The organism is Micromonospora sp. CNZ322 (genome assembly GCF_007827755.1).
Map to the genome: position 1 here is coordinate 145,000 of NZ_VITD01000002.1, position 19,828 is coordinate 164,827.

At 70.1% G+C, this 19,828-nt stretch carries 21 protein-coding genes; 13 read left to right on the plus strand and 8 right to left on the minus strand.

The genetic code is table 11. The features are described 5' to 3' along the window. Positions 1 to 19: 19 nt before the first annotated feature. The 3 genes from FB453_RS05690 to FB453_RS05700 are packed head-to-tail and all read left to right on the plus strand — an operon-like array spanning position 20 to position 2,791. A complete protein-coding gene (locus FB453_RS05690) occupies positions 20 to 1,174 on the plus strand; it encodes a site-2 protease family protein (protein ID WP_145788101.1) in 1,155 nt (384 codons plus the stop codon). Beyond that, positions 1,171 to 2,172, plus strand: coding sequence for a tRNA (adenine-N1)-methyltransferase (locus FB453_RS05695; protein ID WP_373861095.1), 1,002 nt, complete (start codon positions 1,171 to 1,173; stop codon positions 2,170 to 2,172). The genes FB453_RS05690 and FB453_RS05695 overlap by 4 nt, the downstream gene beginning before the upstream one ends. Before the next feature lie 46 nt (positions 2,173 to 2,218). Then, positions 2,219 to 2,791: a hypothetical protein gene (locus FB453_RS05700; RefSeq protein ID WP_091408625.1), complete on the plus strand. Its 573-nt coding sequence runs from the start codon at positions 2,219 to 2,221 to the stop codon at positions 2,789 to 2,791. A gap of 50 nt (positions 2,792 to 2,841) precedes the next feature. Here FB453_RS05700 and FB453_RS05705 read toward each other — a convergent pair whose 3' ends face one another. Then, entirely contained in the window at positions 2,842 to 3,135 is a 294-nt protein-coding gene (locus FB453_RS05705) for a ferredoxin (RefSeq protein WP_091408893.1), read from the minus strand. Between the two features lie 178 nt (positions 3,136 to 3,313). Between FB453_RS05705 and arc the strand changes: the two genes are divergently transcribed. Beyond that, complete coding sequence (gene arc / locus FB453_RS05710; RefSeq protein ID WP_030332887.1) at positions 3,314 to 5,098, plus strand: proteasome ATPase; 1,785 nt, start codon at positions 3,314 to 3,316, stop codon at positions 5,096 to 5,098. A 64-nt stretch (positions 5,099 to 5,162) separates the two neighbouring features. On the opposite strand, the gene FB453_RS34785 is transcribed toward arc, so the two are convergent. Next, positions 5,163 to 5,747, minus strand: coding sequence for a GtrA family protein (locus tag FB453_RS34785; RefSeq protein ID WP_486480168.1), 585 nt, complete (start codon positions 5,745 to 5,747; stop codon positions 5,163 to 5,165). Here FB453_RS34785 and FB453_RS05720 point away from each other — a divergent pair. From FB453_RS05720 to prcA, 7 genes are all read left to right on the plus strand, one after another. Continuing rightward, complete coding sequence (locus FB453_RS05720; RefSeq protein ID WP_145788104.1) at positions 5,670 to 7,295, plus strand: DUF2142 domain-containing protein; 1,626 nt, start codon at positions 5,670 to 5,672, stop codon at positions 7,293 to 7,295. The two genes, FB453_RS34785 and FB453_RS05720, sit on opposite strands and share 78 nt — an antisense overlap. A 37-nt stretch (positions 7,296 to 7,332) precedes the next feature. After that, positions 7,333 to 8,850, plus strand: a complete 1,518-nt coding sequence (dop, locus tag FB453_RS05725; RefSeq protein ID WP_112726389.1) for a depupylase/deamidase Dop — start codon at positions 7,333 to 7,335, stop codon at positions 8,848 to 8,850. Positions 8,851 to 8,963: 113 nt separating this feature from the next. Continuing rightward, on the plus strand, positions 8,964 to 10,190 hold the full coding sequence (locus tag FB453_RS05730) for an acyltransferase family protein (RefSeq protein ID WP_186718076.1): 1,227 nt from the start codon (positions 8,964 to 8,966) through the stop codon (positions 10,188 to 10,190). Between the two features lie 108 nt (positions 10,191 to 10,298). Next, a complete protein-coding gene (locus tag FB453_RS05735) occupies positions 10,299 to 10,514 on the plus strand; it encodes a ubiquitin-like protein Pup (RefSeq protein ID WP_088948111.1) in 216 nt (71 codons plus the stop codon). Positions 10,515 to 10,536: 22 nt separating this feature from the next. Continuing rightward, entirely contained in the window at positions 10,537 to 11,223 is a 687-nt protein-coding gene (locus tag FB453_RS05740) for an endonuclease VII domain-containing protein (RefSeq protein ID WP_145788108.1), read from the plus strand. Continuing rightward, entirely contained in the window at positions 11,142 to 11,981 is an 840-nt protein-coding gene (gene prcB / locus FB453_RS05745; protein ID WP_181518379.1) for a proteasome subunit beta, read from the plus strand. Before FB453_RS05740 ends, prcB begins: the two co-directional genes overlap by 82 nt. A gap of 58 nt (positions 11,982 to 12,039) precedes the next feature. Continuing rightward, positions 12,040 to 12,879 (plus strand): proteasome subunit alpha, encoded by an 840-nt coding sequence (gene prcA, locus FB453_RS05750; protein WP_145788110.1) that lies wholly within the window; start codon positions 12,040 to 12,042, stop codon positions 12,877 to 12,879. Between the two features lie 53 nt (positions 12,880 to 12,932). Here prcA and FB453_RS05755 read toward each other — a convergent pair whose 3' ends face one another. From FB453_RS05755 to rfbB, 6 genes are read right to left on the minus strand one after another with little or no spacing between them, the layout of a single operon-like run. Further along, on the minus strand, positions 12,933 to 13,961 hold the full coding sequence (locus FB453_RS05755; RefSeq protein WP_145788113.1) for a glycosyltransferase family 2 protein: 1,029 nt from the start codon (positions 13,959 to 13,961) through the stop codon (positions 12,933 to 12,935). Next, positions 13,958 to 15,268: a lipopolysaccharide biosynthesis protein gene (locus FB453_RS05760; RefSeq protein ID WP_112587318.1), complete on the minus strand. Its 1,311-nt coding sequence runs from the start codon at positions 15,266 to 15,268 to the stop codon at positions 13,958 to 13,960. The genes FB453_RS05755 and FB453_RS05760 overlap by 4 nt, the downstream gene beginning before the upstream one ends. Then, positions 15,265 to 15,966, minus strand: coding sequence for a glycosyltransferase family 2 protein (locus FB453_RS05765; RefSeq protein WP_145788115.1), 702 nt, complete (start codon positions 15,964 to 15,966; stop codon positions 15,265 to 15,267). Before FB453_RS05765 ends, FB453_RS05760 begins: the two co-directional genes overlap by 4 nt. Next, positions 15,959 to 16,330 carry a DUF2304 domain-containing protein gene (locus tag FB453_RS05770; protein ID WP_112587313.1) on the minus strand — a complete coding sequence of 124 codons (372 nt, stop codon included), beginning with the start codon at positions 16,328 to 16,330 and terminating at the stop codon, positions 15,959 to 15,961. The genes FB453_RS05765 and FB453_RS05770 overlap by 8 nt, the downstream gene beginning before the upstream one ends. Continuing rightward, a complete protein-coding gene (rfbD, locus tag FB453_RS05775) occupies positions 16,327 to 17,214 on the minus strand; it encodes a dTDP-4-dehydrorhamnose reductase (protein ID WP_112601106.1) in 888 nt (295 codons plus the stop codon). The genes FB453_RS05770 and rfbD overlap by 4 nt, the downstream gene beginning before the upstream one ends. Further along, a complete protein-coding gene (gene rfbB, locus FB453_RS05780; protein ID WP_112587309.1) occupies positions 17,211 to 18,212 on the minus strand; it encodes a dTDP-glucose 4,6-dehydratase in 1,002 nt (333 codons plus the stop codon). The genes rfbD and rfbB overlap by 4 nt, the downstream gene beginning before the upstream one ends. Before the next feature lie 85 nt (positions 18,213 to 18,297). Here rfbB and rfbA point away from each other — a divergent pair, with 85 nt between their 5' ends. Continuing rightward, the gene (gene rfbA / locus FB453_RS05785) at positions 18,298 to 19,188 is read left to right on the plus strand and encodes a glucose-1-phosphate thymidylyltransferase RfbA (protein ID WP_112587307.1); all 891 of its coding nucleotides are present in this window, start codon (positions 18,298 to 18,300) and stop codon (positions 19,186 to 19,188) included. Beyond that, complete coding sequence (rfbC, locus tag FB453_RS05790) at positions 19,185 to 19,808, plus strand: dTDP-4-dehydrorhamnose 3,5-epimerase (protein WP_145788117.1); 624 nt, start codon at positions 19,185 to 19,187, stop codon at positions 19,806 to 19,808. The genes rfbA and rfbC overlap by 4 nt, the downstream gene beginning before the upstream one ends. The last annotated feature ends 20 nt before the right edge of the window (positions 19,809 to 19,828 follow it).

Sequence of the window (19,828 nt, forward strand, 5' to 3'; positions counted from 1 at the left end):
GGTCCGTAGCATCGTGGCGATGGAGCAGACAACCAGGCCGCCGCGCCGACCGGACCGACGCCTCGGCCTGAACGTCGGCAAGGTGTTCGGGGTGCCGCTGCACCTCAACGGCTCCATGGTCCTGCTCGCGGTGCTCATCGCGGTGCTGTACGGCGAGTTCGCCCGCCGGCAACTGGACCTGCCGCAGCTCAGCGGCTACCTGATCGGCTTCGGGTTCGTCGTGTCGCTGCTCGGCTCGGTGCTGCTGCACGAGCTGGGCCACGCCCTCACCGCCCGGCGGTACGGCATCGGTGTGCGCGGGATCACCCTGGAGCTGCTCGGCGGTTACACCGAGATGGACCGGGACGCCCCGTCGCCCCGCGTCGACCTGCTGGTCTCGCTGGCCGGCCCGGCGGTCTCCGCGGTGCTCGGCGTCCTGGCGGTCACCGCCACGCTCGCCCTGCCCGAGGGGACCGTGGCGCACCAGCTCGCCTTCCAGCTCGCGGTCAGCAACGTCATCGTGGCGCTGTTCAACAGCCTGCCCGGGCTGCCGCTCGACGGCGGCCGGGCGCTGCGTGCCGCAGTGTGGGGGCTGACCCGCGACCGGCACCTCGGCACCGAGGTCGCCGGGTGGGCCGGCCGGGTCGTCGCCGTCGGCACCGCGGCCCTGGTCCTGCTGCTCACCGTCGAGCGGCGGCTGGCGCCGCTGGCGCTGCCGCTGATGCTGCTGGTCGCCGTCACCCTCTGGCGTGGCGCCGGGCAGTCGATCCGGGCCGCCCGGGTCAGCCGCCGGTTCCCGCTGATCGACCTCGCCCGGCTGGCCCGGCCGGTCTGGCCGGTGGCCACCGGCACGCCGCTGGCCGAGGCCCAGCGCCGACGCGCCGAGAGCGGGCAGCCCGACGCCGCGCTGCTGGTCACCGACTCCACCGGTCGACCGGTGGCGCTGGTCGACCCGGCGGCCGCCGACGCGGTGCCCCTCGAGCGCCGACCGTGGCTGGCGGTCGACGCCGTAGCCCGGTCGCTGGGCACCCTTCCCACGTTGTCGGTCGGGTGGGACGGCGAGCGGGTGATGGAGGCCGTACAGACCCACCCGGGCGCACAGTACGTGGTGACGTCAGGCGAAGATGTCGTCGGCATTCTGCACATCGCGGACCTGGCACAGCTCCTCGAACCCAACCGGAAGATGACACCGTGACCGCAACTCCCTCCACCGTCGCCGCCGACCCCGCCAACCCGGCGCTGACACCCGTGCACCGCGGGCCGTTCCGGCCCGGCGACCGGGTCCAGCTGACCGACCCCAAGGGGCGGATGCACACCGTGACGCTGGAGCCCGGCAAGGAGTTCCACACCCACCGCGGCATCCTGGCGCACGACGCGCTGATCGGGCTCCCCGACGGCAGCGTGGTGACCACCGCCGGCGGCGGCACCGCGTTCCTGGCCCTGCGGCCGCTCCTGTCGGACTACGTGCTGTCCATGCCGCGCGGCGCCCAGGTGATCTACCCCAAGGACTCGGCGCAGATCGTGGCGATGGGCGACATCTTCCCCGGCGCGAAGGTCCTCGAGGCCGGCGCCGGCTCCGGCGCGCTGAGCTGCTCCCTGCTGCGAGCCGTCGGCACCGAGGGCGAGCTGCACTCGTTCGAACTGCGCGACGACTTCGCCCAGATCGCCAAGCGCAACGTCGAGGCGTTCTTCAACGGGCCGCACCCCTCGTGGAACCTGCACGTCGGCGACGTCGCGCAGTGCCGGGAGACCGGCTTCGACCGGATCATCCTGGACATGCTGACCCCCTGGGAGACCCTCGACATGGTCGAGCGGGCGCTGGTGCCCGGTGGGGTGTTCATCGGCTACGTCGCCACCACACCGCAGCTCTCCGAGCTGGTGGAGGCGCTGCGCGAGCGCGGCGGCTGGACCGAGCCGCGGGCCTGGGAGTCCCTGGTGCGCGACTGGCACGCCGAGGGCCTCGCCGTCCGTCCGGACCACCGGATGATCGCGCACACCGCCTTCCTGGTGTCCGCGCGCAAACTGGCCCCGGGGGTCACCGCGCCGCCGCGCCGGCGCAAGCCCAGCAAGGGCACCGAGGCGTACGCGCAGCGCCGCCAGGACCTGCGCGAGGCGGAGGCGGCCCGACAGGCCGCCGCCGCGCAGGCCGCAGGCGCGCAACCCAACGGTGCGGGGGAGATGGACAGGCCGTGACCATCGAGCTGGGTGTCGGCAGCGCCGAGCAGGGGGAGACGCTGGCATGAGCCGACCGGGCTACGGCGGTGGAGACCTCCCCGCGGTCTTTCCCGACTGGTCGCCCTACCAGGACCTGGAGTCGGCGGCGCGGGCCTACCTGCGTGACCCGGACGTCGCCCTGGAGGCGCTCGGCGGCGTGCTGCGCGGCGCGTCGGTGCTCGGCTTCACCCTGGAACGCTTCGTCAACGAGGTCAACGGGGTGTGGCAGGAGGTCGTGGTCTGCGACGGCAGCCGGCTCATCCTCTGGCACGGCGAGGACGTACCGCCGGAGGAGGGCCCGCCGGGCTCGATGACCTCGTCGCTGCGGGTGGTGCCGGTCTCCACCGTCACCGAGGTGGGCTGCCGGCGGCGGCTCAACCGTGCCGAGAGCGGCGAGATCCGGGTCGACAGCATCGACGTCTACCTGCTGCTCACCTCGTTGGACGAGGCGCCGCCGAGCGAGGAGATGGCCGGCACACCCCGGCACGACGCGTTGCGCTTCGGCAAGACCCTCGACGACGGCGGGGCCGGGCAGATCGCCCGGTTGGAGGAGTTCGCGCGGTTGGTCGCCTCGGTCGTCGGCCGTCCGATGCTCTGAGGCGTACCCCGAACCGGGCCCGGCCGGGCCTTCGCGGCCCGGCCGGTGGGTCAGTCTTCCTCGGCGTCCGGGCCGGCGACCTCGACGCCGTCGCCGCGCACCACGTGGATGCAGTCGCCCGGGCACTCCTTCGCGGAGTCAATCACCTCGAGTCGCAGGTGCGCGGGGACGTCGACCCGGCTGCCCGGTGCCATCCGCAGCTCACCGTCGACGCCCTTGACGTAGGCCAGACCGTCGATGTCGAACTCGAACACCTCCGGCGCGTACTGCACGCAGAGCCCGTCGCCCGTGCAGAGGTCCTGGTCGACCCAGACCTGCAGTTCGTCGGTCGCGACCTCGGCCACCTGTGCACCCCCCATGTTCTCCCGTGCCACGCTCCGACGGTACCCGAACGCCGGTAACGGCCCGTCAGGCCACCCTTGGCGATCAAGGTTCGGTGACGAGGGTGTTGCGTGGGACCGAATCGGCCTCATAGCGGCTAGTGTTAGGGCAGAACGTTCAAGCCCCCCGGGGAGGTGGGACGTGGCAGCACGTAGCGACGACGCGGACTCGCGCGCCGCACGGTGGGAGAAGGAAGCCCACGATCTCTCCACGCAGGTCGCGTTCCTGCAAGAGGAACTCGCCCTGGTGCGGCGCAAGTTGACCGAAAGCCCCCGACACGTCCGGCAGCTCGAAGAGCGGCTGGCGGCCACCCAGGCACAGTTGGCGCGGCTGACAGAAAACAACGACCGGCTGGTGAGCACCCTCAAGGAAGCTCGCACGCAGATCGTGACGCTCAAGGAAGAGATCGACCGGCTCGCGCAACCGCCGAGCGGTTACGGAGTCTTCCTGGCCAAGCACGAGGACGGCACGGTGGACGTCTTCACCGGTGGCCGCAAACTGCGGGTCGCGGTCTCGCCCTCGCTCGACGTGGGTGACCTGCGGCGCGGCCAGGAGGTCCTGCTCAACGACGCGCTCAACATCGTCGACGCGTTCGGTTACGAGCGGGTTGGCGAAGTGGTGATGCTCAAGGAGATCCTGGAGGGACCGAACGGCGGGCCGGGCGACCGGGCGCTGGTGGTCTCCCACTCCGACGAGGAGCGCATCGTGCACCTCGCCGAGACGCTCATCGGCTCGGCGATCCGGGCCGGCGACTCGCTCATGATCGAGCCCCGCTCGGCGTACGCGTACGAGCGGATCCCGAAGAGCGAGGTCGAGGAGCTGGTCCTGGAGGAGGTGCCCGACGTCGACTACGGCGACATCGGTGGCCTCCAGTCGCAGATCGAGCAGATCCGCGACGCGGTGGAGTTGCCGTTCCTGCACGCGGACCTGTTCCGTGAGCACCAGCTCCGCCCACCCAAGGGCATCCTGCTCTACGGTCCACCCGGCTGTGGCAAGACGCTCATCGCCAAGGCGGTGGCCAACTCGCTGGCCAAGAAGATCGCCGAGCGGCAGGGCAAGGAGAAGCACACCAGCTTCTTCCTGAACATCAAGGGCCCGGAGCTGCTCAACAAGTACGTCGGTGAGACCGAGCGGCACATCCGGCTGATCTTCCAGCGCGCCCGGGAGAAGGCCGGCGAGGGCACGCCGGTGATCGTGTTCTTCGACGAGATGGACTCGATCTTCCGGACCCGCGGCTCCGGTGTCTCCTCCGACGTGGAGAACACCATCGTTCCGCAGCTGCTCAGCGAGATCGACGGCGTGGAGGGGCTGGAGAACGTCATCGTCATCGGCGCCTCCAACCGGGAAGACATGATCGACCCGGCGATCCTGCGCCCCGGTCGCCTCGACGTGAAGATCAAGATCGAGCGACCGGACGCTGAGGCGGCCAAGGACATCTTCTCCAAGTACATCCTCTCCGGGCTGCCCCTGCACCCGGACGACCTGGCCGAACACGGCACCGACCCCCAGGCCACCGTCGCGGCGATGATCGACGCCGTGGTGCTGCGGATGTACTCGGAAACCGAGGAGAACCGATTCCTCGAGGTCACCTACGCCAACGGTGACAAGGAAGTCCTCTACTTCAAGGACTTCAACTCCGGCGCGATGATCCAGAACATCGTCGACCGGAGCAAGAAGATGGCCATCAAGGAGTTCCTCACCTCGGGTCGCAAGGGGCTGCGCCTGCAGCACCTGCTCGACGCCTGCGTCGACGAGTTCCGCGAGAACGAAGATCTCCCCAACACCACCAACCCCGACGACTGGGCGCGCATCTCCGGCAAGAAGGGTGAGCGGATCGTCTACATCCGCACGCTCGTCTCCGGCGGCAAGGGCGCCGAAGCCGGCCGGTCCATCGAGACCGCCAGCAACACCGGCCAGTACCTCTGACCCCAACAGCGAGGGTGCCCACCGGACGGTGGGCACCCTCGCTGCGGGTATGTCAGTGCGTCGGTCAGGCCGCGAAGATCCACCGCTTCGACACCACGTAGTTCGCCGCCGACAACGATGCCGTCACCAGCAGCTTCGCCAGCAGGTACGGCACGCCCGCCCAGGTCAACGCGGACACCAGCACCACGTTGGCGGTCAGGTTGGCGAGGACCAGCGCGAAGTAGCGCCCCACCTGCGGCACCATCTGGGCGGACGAGCCGAACGACCACGCCCGGTTCAGCCCGAAGTTGACCCAGAACGAGGTCAGGAACGACATGGCGGCCGCAACGGGCAGGACAATCCGGAGAACTCCGTGGTACACGAAGAGTGATCCCGTGTCCACGGCAACGCTCAGACCACCGACAACCAGGAACCGCACAGCACTGTGTCGGGACAGGTGGCGGACGGAATCGGCAACAGGTGACAGCAAAGAGTTCTCCAAGGGGGGACCCGGAGCGGTGAGGACGACGAGGGAGTCTATCGTCTGTCCATCCACCCAGCGGGGCCTGCCCGCGCGAGCCGCGAGGTTGACGTGCCTGATCCCGGAAGAGTGACGCCGCCGGCCGCCGGCGCAAGCCCGGCAGCCACCACGAGCACCGCCCGACGACACTGGGCCCTCGCCTTCGCCGCGTTCTTCCTGATCATCTTCGCCTGGTCGATGGCCGCCCCCTACGACGGCACCCCGGACGAGCGCGAGCACATCGTCCGGGCGGCCGGCGTCGCCGCCGGGCAGATCGCACCCCCGCCGGCCGCCGCGAAGAAGGGCACCGGAGCCTTCCAGACCGTCCCCGGTGGTCTCGTCCGCGAGCAGTGCTGGCAGTTCAAGAAGGAAGTCTCGGCGGCCTGCGCCCAGCCGCCCGGCAGCGACGACACGCCAACCCGGGCCGGCACCGGGGCCGGCCGTTACTTCCCCGCCTACTACGCCCTTGTCGGCGCGCCGACGGTGCTCTGGCCCGGCTGGTCCGGCGTCCTGCTCGCCCGCATGATCAGCGCCCTGTGTTGCGCCGCGCTGCTCGCCTGCGCGTACGTCGTGATCCGCAACCGCTCCCGCCGCGGCCTCATGATGGGCGCCCTGGTCGTCGTCACCACCCCGATGGCCGTGCACATGGCCAGCGCGGTCAACCCGAACGGCCTGGAGATCGCCGCCGGCATCGCCTTCTTCAGCGCGGTCATCCCCCTGCTGCTCGGCCCACCCGGCCCACGGCGCGGCCTCATCGTCCTCGTCGGGATCAGCGCGCTGCTCCTGGCGGTGCTGCGCCAGACCGGCCCGCTCTGGCTGGCCACCGCCTTCATCGCGTTCGCCTTCCCACTGCGCCGCAGCAACCTCCTCGGCCTGCTACGGGACCGGGCCGCGCAGCTCTGGGCGGGCGGCATCGTCCTGGCCACCCTCGTCGTGCTCGCCTGGTCCGTCCGCCAACAGACCTCCGACCTCGGCAACTACTCCGCCGACCGGCTCACCTACGGGCAGGCGGCGCTGCGCGAGGCCGACCGGTGGCGGGGATACCTCGACCAGATCGTCGGGGTCACCTCCTGGCTGGACACCCGAATGCCCGCCCCGCCGTACCTGATCTGGCAGCTCGTCGCCGGCGCGCTGCTGCTCATCGGTGTCGTCTGGGGCAGCACACTCGACCGGTGGCGGCTGCTCGTGCTGCTCGGCGGCGGCGTGGCGGTCCCCTCCCTCATGCAGATCGCCCTGGTCAACGAGAGCGGCTTCGTCACCCAGGGCCGCTACATGCTGCCCATGCTGGTCGGCGTCCTGCTCTACGCCGCGTGGATCGCCGAACAACGCGGCTTCGAGATCGCCCGGGCACGCTCGTTCACCCGACTCGCCGTGCTGCTCCTCCTGCCGATCCAGCTCTTCTGCCTGGCGTACACGATGGTTCGCTGGCAGAACGGCCTGCCCGCGAACATCGGGTTGAGCAGTCTCAACCCCCTCGCCGGCGACTGGCACCCGGTGGTCGGCTCGGTGATCCCGCTGCTGAGCGCCAGCCTCGGCCTGGTGCTGTTCGGGTGGCTCGTCTGGACCACGCGCTCCACGCCGAGCGACGACCCGACGCCGACCATTGAGCGTTCCGACACCGAATCCACCGAACTGTTCCGCCCCGCCGGCACTCACCTGCAGAGTGCAGGTGCTCAGGGCGGACTACGCTCGACCTGACGGGGGACCGGGTCGGGCGAGCGAAGCGGGTAGGTCGATGAGCGTAAGACGGATCATGGGCACCGAGGTCGAATACGGCATCTCCGTGCCCGGGCAGGCCGGAGCCAACCCGATGGTCACCTCGTCGCAGGTGGTCAACGCCTATGGGGCACGCCCCGAACTCAACCGGGGCGGCCGCGCCCGGTGGGACTACGAGGAAGAGTCGCCGCTGCGCGACGCCCGCGGCTTCACCTACTCCGGCGCCGCGTACGACCCCGCCGAGGCCCTCGCGGACGAAGACCTCGGCCTGGCCAACGTGATACTCACCAACGGCGCACGGCTCTACGTGGACCACGCCCACCCCGAATACTCCACCCCCGAGGTCACCACCCCCAGGGACATCGTGCGCTGGGACAAGGCCGGCGAGCGGGTGATGGCCGAGGCGTCCCGCCGGGCCGCCACCATCCCGGGCACCCAGCCGATCCACCTCTACAAGAACAACACCGACAACAAGGGCGCCAGCTACGGCGCCCACGAGAACTACCTGATGCGCCGGCAGACGCCGTTCGCCGACATCGTGGCGTACCTGACGCCGTTCTTCGTCACCCGGCAGATCGTCTGCGGCGCCGGCCGGGTCGGCATCGGCCAGGACGGCGGCCAGAGCGGCTTCCAGATCTCCCAGCGTGCCGACTTCTTCGAGGTCGAGGTGGGCCTGGAGACCACCCTCAAGCGGCCGATCATCAACACCCGCGACGAGCCGCACGCCGACGCCGACAAGTACCGCCGGCTGCACGTCATCATCGGCGACGCCAACCTCTCCGAGATCTCCACCTACCTCAAGGTCGGCACCACCGCGCTGATCCTCACCATGATCGAGGAGAAGGCCCTTGGCGCCGACCTCGGCATCGCCGACCCGGTCAGCGAGCTGCGCGCCGTCAGCCATGACCCGGCTCTGACGCACCGCATGCGACTGCGCGACGGCCGTCGGCTCACCGCCCTCGACCTGCAGTGGGCGTACCTGGAGCGGGTCCGGTCCTTTGTCGACGACCGGTACGGCACCGACGCCGACGAGCAGACCATCGACGTGCTCGACCGCTGGGAGAGCGTCCTGGACCGGCTGGGCCGGGATCCGATGCTCTGCGCCGACGAGTTGGACTGGGTGGCAAAGCTGCGGCTGCTGGAGGGCTACCGGGAGCGGGAGAAGCTCGGCTGGGGTTCGCACAAGCTCCAGCTCGTCGACCTTCAATATTCCGACGTCCGGCCGGAGAAGGGCCTCTACCACCGCCTGGTCAGCCGGGGGGCGATGAAGACGCTGCTCACCGACGACGAGACGCGCAGCGCGATGACCGAGCCGCCGGAGGACACCCGGGCCTACTTCCGCGGTCGCTGCCTCGCCCAGTACGCCTCCGAGGTCGTTGCCGCGAGCTGGGACTCGGTGATCTTCGACGTGGGCCGGGAGTCGTTGGTCCGGGTTCCGATGATGGAGCCGGAGCGGGGCACCCGTGCACACGTCGGGGCGTTGTTCGACCGCTGTGCCAGCGCCAAGGACCTGTTGGAGACGTTGACCGGGGGCTGAGCTCCGGTGCCTCCACCGGCGATCGCTCTGTGGCATGCTAGGCCGTCCCCCGATCCGTCGACCCACACGGTGATGCGATGCTCCCCTCTGCCCGGCAGGTTGGCCTGCGTGCGATGACCGCCGTACCGCTGTCGAACGCGTACGCCGGGCGTGCCAACAGTTTCGGCTTCCTGCGGCTCTGCTTTGCCGTAGCGGTCGTCCTCGCGCACACCGCGGTGATCGGGTATGCCCGACCGTTGACCGAGGTTGTCGACGTGGCCGGTCTGGGGGTGGCTGGCTTCTTCGGCATCTCCGGCTTCCTGATCACCCGCAGCGCCCGGCGGGCCAGCCTGCCCCGCTACCTGTGGCACCGGGCCCTGCGGATCTGGCCGGGCCTCTGGGTGTGTCTGCTGTTCATCGGCTTCGTGGTGGCCCCGATCGTCTGGTACGCCGATCGGGGCAATCTGGACGGCCTGTGGCGGCACCCGGCCGGCGTGGTCAACTTCCTGCAGGCGAACTGGTGGGGTGGCTACCGTCAGCAGGGGATCGTCGACGTCTTCCGGGACACGCCGTACGGCGACCTGGTGCGTAAGAGCGTCCTCGACGGCTCACTCTGGACGCTCAGTTACGAGATCTTCTGCTACCTGATCGTGGCTTCGCTGGCCGTGGTGGCGGTGCTGCGCCGTGCCCGCTGGCTGGTGCTCGCGGCCGCCGTTCTCGTGTTCGGTCTGCTGCTCTGGAACCAGTACGAGGCGCTGCGCTTCGGCGGGTCGACGTACTTCACCAGCGGCTCCGTCGGCACGCTGCCGCTGCTCGGCGCGCTCAGCAAGATCTGGTTCCTGCGGTTCGGCTTCATGTTCCTGGTGGGCGCCGTGGCGGACCTGTACAGCGACAAGCTGCCCATCAGCGACGTCCTTGGCGTGCTCGCCATCGTGGTGACCGGCTGGCAGACCCTGGAGGGCCACCTGTTCGGCCCGGCGTTGCTCACCTACGAGTACGCCATCCTCTACCTCGCGGTCCGGTTGCCACGGCTGCTGCACCGCGTGGGCCAGAAGAACGACTACTCGTACGGCATTTACATCTACTCCTTCGTCGTGCAGCAGATGCTGGCCTGGCTGGGGGCGGCTGCCTGGGGGTTCGTCGGCTACTTCGCGGTGGTCATGGTCTTCACAGTCGTCCTGGCGTTCCTGTCCTGGCATCTGGTGGAGAAGCAGGCGCTGCGGTTCAAGGACTGGACGCCCCGCCTGCGGCGCGAGGCACCACCGGTGGAGGCGTCGGGGGAGGGGCAGCGTGAGCCGGAGCGGGTCCCGGTGCCGGTCTCGGCCCCGGCCCCGGCCGACGCGTCGGCTCCTCGGGGCTGACCGCTTCGGCGCAATCGAAGGCCCCCGACCCGAACACGGCGGACGTGAGGGCTTTCTGTCGCCTGCGCGGGGTAGATTTCATCCCAGACGATCGTGGAGGAGACAGCCATGGCCACTCATGACAGCGGCGGCCAGTCGCAGTCCGGCAAGTCCCGTCAGGGCGAGGAAATCGAGGACGTCACCACCGAGGCCAACCCCGAGGTGGCCGAGCGGCACGCCGAGATCACCGAGGACGTCGACGACCTCCTCGACGAGATCGACTCCGTCCTGGAAGAGAACGCAGAGGAATTTGTGAGAGGCTATGTTCAAAAAGGGGGCGAATAGGGCGTAATCGCCTAAAGCGGACATGCCTCTTCCTCTGGATGACCGGGATGGCCACCGCCGCTGCCGCGACTGCGGCGAGTGGCTGCCCCTTGATCAATTTTGCGCAAACAGCAGACGACCGGACGGTCGCGGCAGCTACTGCAAGCCCTGCTTCAACATTCGGTCGAAGGCGAGCTACGCCAAGCGCCTGAAGGAGCAGCAGGGTAGGGACGTGCGTCAACTGCCGCTGGTACCAGCGGGCCACCGGCGATGCCCCGACTGCGGTGCCACCAAGCCCCTCGATGACTTTCCGCGGAACCGCTCCGGCCGTGGAGGTTACGGCCGATACTGCAAGCCCTGCCACAACGCGAAGGGCAAGGAGAGCAAGCTTCGCCTGCACGGCGGATTTCGCGAGTACCACCTGCGGCGGCGGTACGGCATCGGGGAGAAGGAGTTTCAGGAGCTCCTGGCCGAGCAGGGCGGGGTCTGCGCCATCTGTGGCAGTGCCGACCCTCAACATCTGGACCACGATCATCGCACCGGATGGGTGCGCGGGATACTCTGCTTCAACTGCAACGGTGGTCTTGGCCAGTTCCGTGACAGTCCCATGAGGCTGGCCAGGGCGATCACGTACCTGAGAGGAACCACGTGGCAGCGGGCTTTGATCCATCCGGGCGTCTTCCAGATGTGTTCACCAACGCGGGGACGTCCTCCTTCACGACGTTTCTGAGTCGGGTGGCCCCCGAGATGTTGCCCGGTCGGCGACCGCTGCCGCCGGGCATGGCCGCCGACCTGGCGCCGCACGCGACCACCATCGTGGCCATCGCGGCCGCCGAGGGTGTGGTGATGGCGGGCGACCGACGGGCCACCATGGGCAATCTGATCGCTCAGCGCGACATCGAGAAGGTGCACCCCGCCGACGCGTACTCGCTGGTCGGCATCGCGGGCACCGCCGGTATCGGCATCGAGCTGATGCGACTGTTCCAGGTGGAGCTGGAGCACTACGAGAAGATCGAGGGCGCGATGCTCTCGTTGGACGGTAAGGCCAACCGGTTGGCCTCGATGATCCGGGGCAATCTGGGGGCGGCCATGCAGGGGTTGGCAGTGGTGCCGCTCTTCGCCGGGTTCGACCTGGCCGCCGCCGACCCGGCGCGCGCCGGTCGGATCTTCAGCTTCGACGTGACCGGTGGCCCGTACGAGGAGACCGGCTACGACGCGATCGGGTCCGGGTCGCTGTTCGCGAAGTCCGCGTTGAAGAAGCGGTTCCGGGCCGGGTTGTCCGTCGAGGACGCGACGCGGCTGGCGGTCGAGGCGCTCTACGACGCCGCCGACGACGACACCGCGACCGGTGGGCCGGATCTGACCCGCCGCATCTACCCCGTGGTGATGACCGCGACCGCCGAGGGCACCCGCCGGTTGACCGACACCGAGACGGCGGCGATCGCCGAGGGTGTGGTTGCCGGCCGGATGGAGAACCCGGGCGGTTGAGACCCGCACCCCACCAGTCAGCAGTCGTCAGCACAGCGCCGTAAGGAGAACCGCCGACGTGGCCATGCAGTTCTACGCCTCCCCCGAACAGATCATGCGCGACCGCTCCGAGTTGGCCCGCAAGGGCATCGCTCGGGGTCGCAGCGCGGTGGTCCTCAGCTACGCCGGCGGGGTCCTCTTCGTCGCGGAGAACCTCTCCAGCGCCCTGCACAAGGTCAGCGAGATCTACGACCGGATCGGGTTCGCCGCGGTCGGCCGGTACAACGAGTTCGAGAACCTGCGCCGCGCCGGTGTTCGGATGGCCGACCTGAACGGGCTCAGCTACGACCGGCGTGACGTCACTGGTCGGGCCCTGGCCAACGCGTTCGCGCAGACCCTGGGTGCCATTTTCACCGAGCAGTCGAAGCCGTTCGAGGTGGAGATCTGCGTGGCGGAGGTCGGTGCCACCCCGGAGGCGGACGAGCTGTACCGGCTGACCTATGACGGTTCGGTCAACGACGAGCCAGGGCGGATGGCCATGGGTGGCCAGGCCGAGGCGATCACCGGCGTGTTGAAGTCGCAGCATCGGGCGGACATGTCCCTGGGCGAGGCGGTCAGGGTGGCGGTGCAGGCGTTGAGCACCGTCGGTGGTGAGGGCGGTGCCGCCCGCACGATCGCCGCGAACCAGCTCGAGGTGGCGGTCCTGGACCGTCAGCGGATCGGACGGACGTTCCGGCGGATCACCGGTGCCGCGCTGACGGCCCTGTTGGACGGGGATGCGGCTGCCGAGGGGCAGGCGGCGGATGCGGCGGGCGGTCCCGCCGAGCCGGTCGTGCCGACCACGGAGGGGCACAAGCCGACGAGTTCGGCCGGTTCCGCGGACCTGGAGGACCGGCCCGCGGAGGGCGGCGAGCGCTAGGGTTTCGCCCGCTGGTGCCGGGCCCGCGTTCGGGGCCGGCACCAGCGCGGCGGTCATCCTCGGCGCAGCAGGGGCCGGGCCAGGGCCCAGTAACCGCCGGCGACGGCGTTGAACGCGCCCAGGCCGGGTGTGGTCGGCACACCGGAGGGTGTGACCCGACCGGTCATCAGCTCCGCGATGACCCCGTCCGGCACCCGGCGTTCGGCCTGTAGCTGGCGTCGACGGCCGCGAACCCAGTCGCGGTTGCGCCACAACCAGCCCCAACCCCGCAGCTTCTGCCGGGACCAGCCGCCGACGACCGCGGCGGTGAGCATGGCGGCCTCGGTGAGCAGCAGCGCCGGGGCGAGCACCACGAGTGTCCGCGCCTCGTAGGCGGTGAGCAGGGTGACCAGTCGGTTCCGCTCGACCAGGTAGAGCTTCAGGGAGTTGCGGGAGAACTCGTAGTGGTGACGGACGACGGCGTCCGGCACGTACTCCAGTCGTAGTCCGCGTTGCCACAGTCGCAGGCTGAGTTCGGTGTCCTCGTGGTACGCGAAGTATTCGGCGGCGAAGCCGTCGAGTTCGCGCCAGAGCTGCCTGCTGATCACGAAGCAGCAGCCGCTGAGGGAGGGTACGGCCCGCCGCTCGGCGTGGTTGCTGGCCGGTTCGCCGTTGCCGCCGGCCCAGGAGAGGCCGGTGAAGTGCAGCGGGTTACCGCTGGTGTTGATCAGCTCGGGGGTGTCTGCCAGCCGGATGGACGCCATGGCCGCGCCGACGCCCGCTTCGGCGGCCACAGCGGTGGTCTTGGCCAGGGCGTCGGGTGCGACGACGGCATCGGAGTTGACGAACGCGAGCCAGTCACCGGTGGCCTCGGCCGCGCCGACCCGGCAACCGCCGGAGTAGCCGGTGTTCTCCTCCGGTCGGATCACCCGCACCCCGGGGAGGCCCTTGACGATGTCGATGCCGTCCCCGGTGCAGCCGTTGTCGACGACGATGAGGTCGATCTCGACGTCGGTGCTGGCCAGCACCGCATGGGCGGCGTCGACGAGGTAGGGCTCCGGGCCGTAGGCGAGCATGACGGCGCTCACCCGGGGTCGGGTCATCGGATGCCTCCGGATGCGGCAGGGGCGACGGCCTCGGCGAGCGGCCGGGTGGGGGTGGTGGGTCGGCGGACGCCGCCGCGCAGCAGCATCGCCATGGTGGCGGCCACGATGACGGAGCCGATGGTGTACGCCAGTTCGACTCGCAGGGTGACCGGAGCCGGGATCAGCGTCACGGCGATCAGGGCGGCGACGCCGGCGGTCCAGGCGAGGGCCTGGGCGCGGTGCCGGTCGAGGGCGAGAAGGGCCTGGCCGAGCACCATCGCCCACAGGTAGGCGAGCGTGGCGGCCGCCAACCAGGCAAAGTCGCCGTGCCCGAGAACGCCGGGTGCGTCGAAGAGGGTGCCGACCAGCCATGGGCCGAGCAACACGGCGCCGAGGGCGCCGGTGAGGCCGAGTGCGGTGACGATGCCGAGCGCCCGGCGCAGCAGGCTGTGGAAGCCGGCCTGGTCGCCGGTGGTGGCGGTGGTGGCCAGGCCGGGCAGCAGTGACGCCTGTAGGGAGCCGAAGACGAACAGGGGGATGCGGACCAGCACGAGGGCGGAGAGCAGTGCGCCGGCGGCCGCCGCGTCGGAGGGGGCGAGTAGCTGCACGTTGATCACGCCGATGTTCACCACGACCTGGGAGAGCAGGCTGGAGGCGGTGAGCAGGCCGAGGCCGCGTAGCAGGGTGGCCCAGGCCACCGGCGGGCCTCCGCCGATGGCGCGCAGCACCGGCGGCAGGGTGAGCAGGACGCTGACCAGTGGGGCGGCGACGAGCACGAGCCCGTACCAGACGGGTGACGTCACTCCGGCCAGCCCGAGCAGGGCGACCATGATGATCCGCAGGCCGCCGTCGATCCCGAGTTGAGCGCCGTACCAGGGGAACAGTTGCAGGCCGGAGAGGACGCCTCGGGTGGCGTAGGCGACGGCCATCGCGGCGAGCGCGCCGATCAGCACGGTGACCAGGTTGCCGTCACCGGCGAAGAGCTTGTCGGCGAGCGGTTGACGGCCGATGGTGACGGCCAACACCAGCACCGCGAGCATCACGGCGGCGACGGTGACGCCGCGGGCCAGTACCGGCCCGGGGGGCAGGCCCTGGCTGTGTCGGGCGGCGACGACCCGGGCGACCTCCTGCTCGATCGGCATGAACACGCCGATGCCGAGGGTGAACACGATCGACCAGAGCACCGACAGGGACGAGTAGTCGGCCTGGCTGAGGCTGTGGCCGGCGACTGCGAGGTGAACGTAGGAGGCGAGCCCGAGAAGGGCCAGCCCGGCACCGACAGCGACGGTGCCGGGCGGGACCAGGCTCAGTAGCCGTCGGATCACCGGCGGATGAGCGCCAGCGTGAGAACGGCGAACGCGCGGCCGAGGTAGACCATCGCCTTGGCGGGGGAGTGGCTGGGTGTGCCAGCCATCCGCTTGCGCATGGCGACCGGCACCTGGCGGATGCGGTAGCCGCGGCGGGCGGTGTGCACCAGGGTCTCCACCGTGTCGCCGAGGTACTCGGCCGGGTACCAGCCGGCGAACATCTCGATGACCCGCCGGTTGGCGGCCCGGAAGCCGGAGGTGGTGTCGGTGAGCTTGGTGCGGGCGACCCGGGACAGCACGGCGGAGAGCATCACCATCGCCCAGCGGCGGGGGCCGCGGACGTTGTAGTCGCCCTCACCGGCGAAGCGGGCGCCGATGACGAGGTCGTTGTCGTCGAGCAGGTCGACGAGCTTCGGCACGTACCGGGGGTCGTGCTGGCCGTCGGCGTCGATTTGGATGGCGACGTCGTAGTCGTGGTCCCGGGCGTAGCGGTAGCCGAGTCGCATGGCCCCACCAACGCCGAGGTTGTACGGCAGTTTGGCGACCAGGGCCCCGGCGGCGGCGGCGGCGGCGGCGGTGCGATCGGTGGAGCCGTCGTCGACGACGAGCACGTCGACGCCGGGCAGTTCGCCACGGACCTCGCCGACGACGTCGGCGATCGAGCCCGACTCGTTGAGAGCCGGGATGATGATCAGTGTGCGCTTGCCGTTAACCATCGGTCGACACCAGTTCGTCTCGGGCTGCCCGGTCCGCGTCGATTTCAGCGCGCAGCAGGGCGAAGTCTTCGGCCAGGGTGCGGGTCTCTTCTTCCAGGGCACTGACCTCCCAGCTCAGGTGTACGCACACCAGCAGCAGGAAGACGATGCCGAGGAAGAGCACCAGGCTGACACCGGAGGCGACGCCGAGGAGTTCGGCGACGTTGTCGAGCAGCCGGGGGAAAAGGGACAGCGGAATCACGATGATCAGTACGGCGAGCCAGAGCATGCCGTACTTCTCGCGCAGCTGACGGCGGCGCAACAGCTCGACGATGGTGCCGAGGAGCAGCAGGCCGGTCAGGCCGGTGACGAGGGTGAGCTTCATGCGACCTTCCACGGGGCGGGTGGAGCGGGGGAGTGGAACGCGTCAACCAGGGCGCGGTGCCAGTCTGGAAGCGCGGGCAGACCCACGGCTGCCCAGCGGCTGTGCCCTAGCACACTGTACGCAGGCCGGGGGGCGGGACGCGGATACCGGTCGCTGGTGGTGGGTCGGATCCGGTCCGGGTCCAGTCCGGCCAGCGTGAACGCGGCGCGGGCAAGCCCGTACCAGGTCGTCTGCCCGGCGCAGGTGCCGTGGTAGACGCCGGGCGTCGCGTGACCGGCCAGCGCGGCGTCGGCGAGCGCGACGAGCCGCTCGGCGAGCGCGTACGACCAGGTCGGTTGGCCGTGTTGGTCGTCGACCACGTCGAGGTGTTCGCGCTGGCTGGCGAGTCGGAGCATGGTGGCCACGAAGTTCGGGCCGTGCGCGCCGTAGAGCCAGGCGGTGCGCACGACGTACCCGGTGTCGGGCAGCAGCCGCGCGACGGCCTGTTCGCCGACCAGCTTGCCGCGCCCGTAGGCGTTGACCGGCGCGGTGGGCGCGTCCTCCGGGTACGGGGTGTCCGCGTTGCCGGCGAGGACGTAGTCGGTGGAGACCTGGATCAGCCGGGTTCCGTCGGTGGCGCACGCCGCGGCCAGGTTGGCCACGGCGTGGCCGTTGACGGCGGTCGCCGCGGCCTCGTCGGCCTCGGCGGCGTCGACGTTGGTCCACGCGGCCGCGTTGATCACCAGGTCGTGCCCGGCGACGGCGGCGTGGACCGCCGCGCGGTCGGTGACGTCCAGGTCGGTGCGGGTGGCGGCGGTCACCTTGAGGTCGGGCCGTGCACCCAGCACGGTGATCAGGTCCCGGCCGAGCATCCCGCCCGCGCCGGTGACGAGGATTCGGGTCATGCGGTCGGCGCGGACTTGAGGGGTTCCCACCAGCTGCGGTTGTCCCGGTACCAGCGGACGGTGTCGGCGAGGCCCTGGTCCAGGGTGATGCTGGGGTGGTAGCCGAGCTCTTCGCTGATCTTGGTGATGTCGAGGGAGTACCGGCGGTCGTGGCCCTTGCGGTCGGTGACCGGGACGACCCGGTCCCACCCGGCGCCGCAGGCGTCCAGGAGCAGGCCGGTGAGTTCCTTGTTGGTCAGCTCGGTGCCGCCGCCGATGTTGTAGACCTCACCGGCGCGGCCCTTCTGCTGGACGAGGGCGATGCCCCGGCAGTGGTCGTGCACGTGCAGCCAGTCACGGATGTTGCCGCCGTCGCCGTAGAGGGGGACGGTGCCGCCGTCGAGCAGGTTGCTGACGAACAGCGGGATGACCTTCTCGGGGAACTGGTACGGGCCGTAGTTGTTGGAGCAGCGCGTGACGACCACGTCCATGCCGTGGGTGCGGTGGTACGACAGCGCGAGCAGGTCGGAGCCGGCCTTGGATGCCGAGTACGGCGAGTTGGGGGCGAGGGGCCAGGTCTCGGTCCAGGAGCCCTCGTCGATCGAGCCGTAGACCTCGTCGGTGGAGACGTGCACGAACCGGCCGGTGCCGTGGCGCAGCGCCGCGTCGAGCAGCGTCTGGGTGCCCAGCACGTTGGTGGTGACGAACGGCGCGGCGCCCGCGATCGAGCGGTCGACGTGTGACTCGGCGGCGAAGTGCACGATCACGTCGTGCTCGGCCACCACCTCGTCGACCACGACCGGGTCGCAGATGTCGCCCTGCACGAACCGCAGTCGCGGGTCGTCGCGGACGGGCTCAAGGTTGGCCAGGTTGCCCGAGTAGGTCAGCTTGTCCAGTACGGTCACGACGGCCGGCTCGAGCGGCGGCACGCCGTCCGCACTGCCGAGGGGCTTGCCCAGCAGCAGACGAACGTACTCCGACCCGATGAATCCGGCTCCGCCGGTGACGAGGATCCTCACGGGTCCGGAAGTATACGCGACGGACGGCGCGGCTCCTGGTATGCGACCCCCGCACACCGTGTCCGGGTGCGGTTAGGCTTCCCCGATGCGCGGAATCCTACTTGCCGGCGGCACCGGGTCCCGGCTCTGGCCGATCACCCGGGCGGTCTCGAAGCAGCTGATGCCGGTCTTCGACAAGCCGATGATCTATTACCCGCTCTCCACCCTGGTGATGTCCGGGGTCCGGGAGATCCTGGTGATCACGACTCCGGACGACCAGGACCAGTTCCGTCGGCTGCTCGGGGACGGCAGCCAGTTCGGGCTGCGGCTGGAGTACGTCAGCCAGGAGCGCCCGGAGGGCATCGCGCAGGCGTTCATCCTCGGCGCGGACTTCATCGGCACCGAGTCGGTGGCGTTGGTCCTCGGCGACAACATCTTCCACGGCGTGGGTCTGGGCCGGCAGCTCGCCGACCACGGTGACCCGGTCGGCGGGCGGGTCTTCGCCTATCAGGTGGCCAACCCGCAGGAGTACGGCGTGGTCGACTTCGACGCCGATGGTCGGGTGCTCTCGATCGAGGAGAAGCCGGCCCGCCCGAAGTCCCGCTACGCGGTGCCCGGCCTCTACTTCTACGACAACCGGGTGGTGGACATCGCCCGCAAGCTCACCCCGAGCGCCCGCGGCGAGCTGGAGATCACGGCGGTCAACGAGGTGTACCGGGAGACCGGGGAGCTGGCGGTGACGGTGCTGGATCGGGGCACCGCGTGGCTGGACACCGGCACGTTCACCTCGATGATGCAGGCCGCCGAGTTCGTCCGGGTGGTCGAGGAGCGGCAGGGCCTCAAGATCGGTTGCGTCGAGGAGGTCGCCTGGCGGGCCGGCCTGATCGACGACGCGCAGCTGCGTGCGCTCGCCGAGCCGCTGACCAAGAGCGGTTATGGCAACTACCTGCTCGGTCTGCTCAGCGACAAGGCCGGCGACGACGGGGGTTCCTGGTGAAGATCCGGGAGCTGAGCATCGTGGGTGCCTGGGAGATCACCCCCCAGCAGCACGGTGACCCGCGCGGCATGTTCATGGAGTGGTACCGCTTCGACAAGCTCGCCGAGGTGGCGGGGCATCCGCTGCGGCTGGCCCAGGCCAACCTGTCGGTCTCCGCGCGTGGCGTGGTGCGCGGCGTCCACTTCGCCGACGTCCCGCCCGGGCAGGCCAAGTACGTCACCTGTGTGCGGGGGGCGGTCCTCGACGTGATCGTGGACCTGCGGGTGGGCTCGCCGACCTTCGGTCGTTGGGAGGGCGTCCGACTGGACGACACCGACCGTCGGGCGGTCTACCTCAGCGAGGGGCTGGGGCACGGGTTCTGCGCGTTGACCGACGACGCGACGTTGAGCTATCTCTGCTCGGCCACCTACAACCCGACCGGCGAGCACGCTGTGCACCCGCTGGACGAGGAGTTGGACATCGAGTGGCCCGCCGACGTTCCATTGTTGTCCGCGCGCGACGACGCGGCGCCGACTCTGGCGCAGGCGCGCGAGCGGGGCCTGCTTCCGGAGTACGACAGCTGCCGGCGGTTCGTGGCGAGCCTCGGTCCGGACGGAATGTCGCACTCAACCGGTATGTGACCGCGCTCGGGGCACGACCT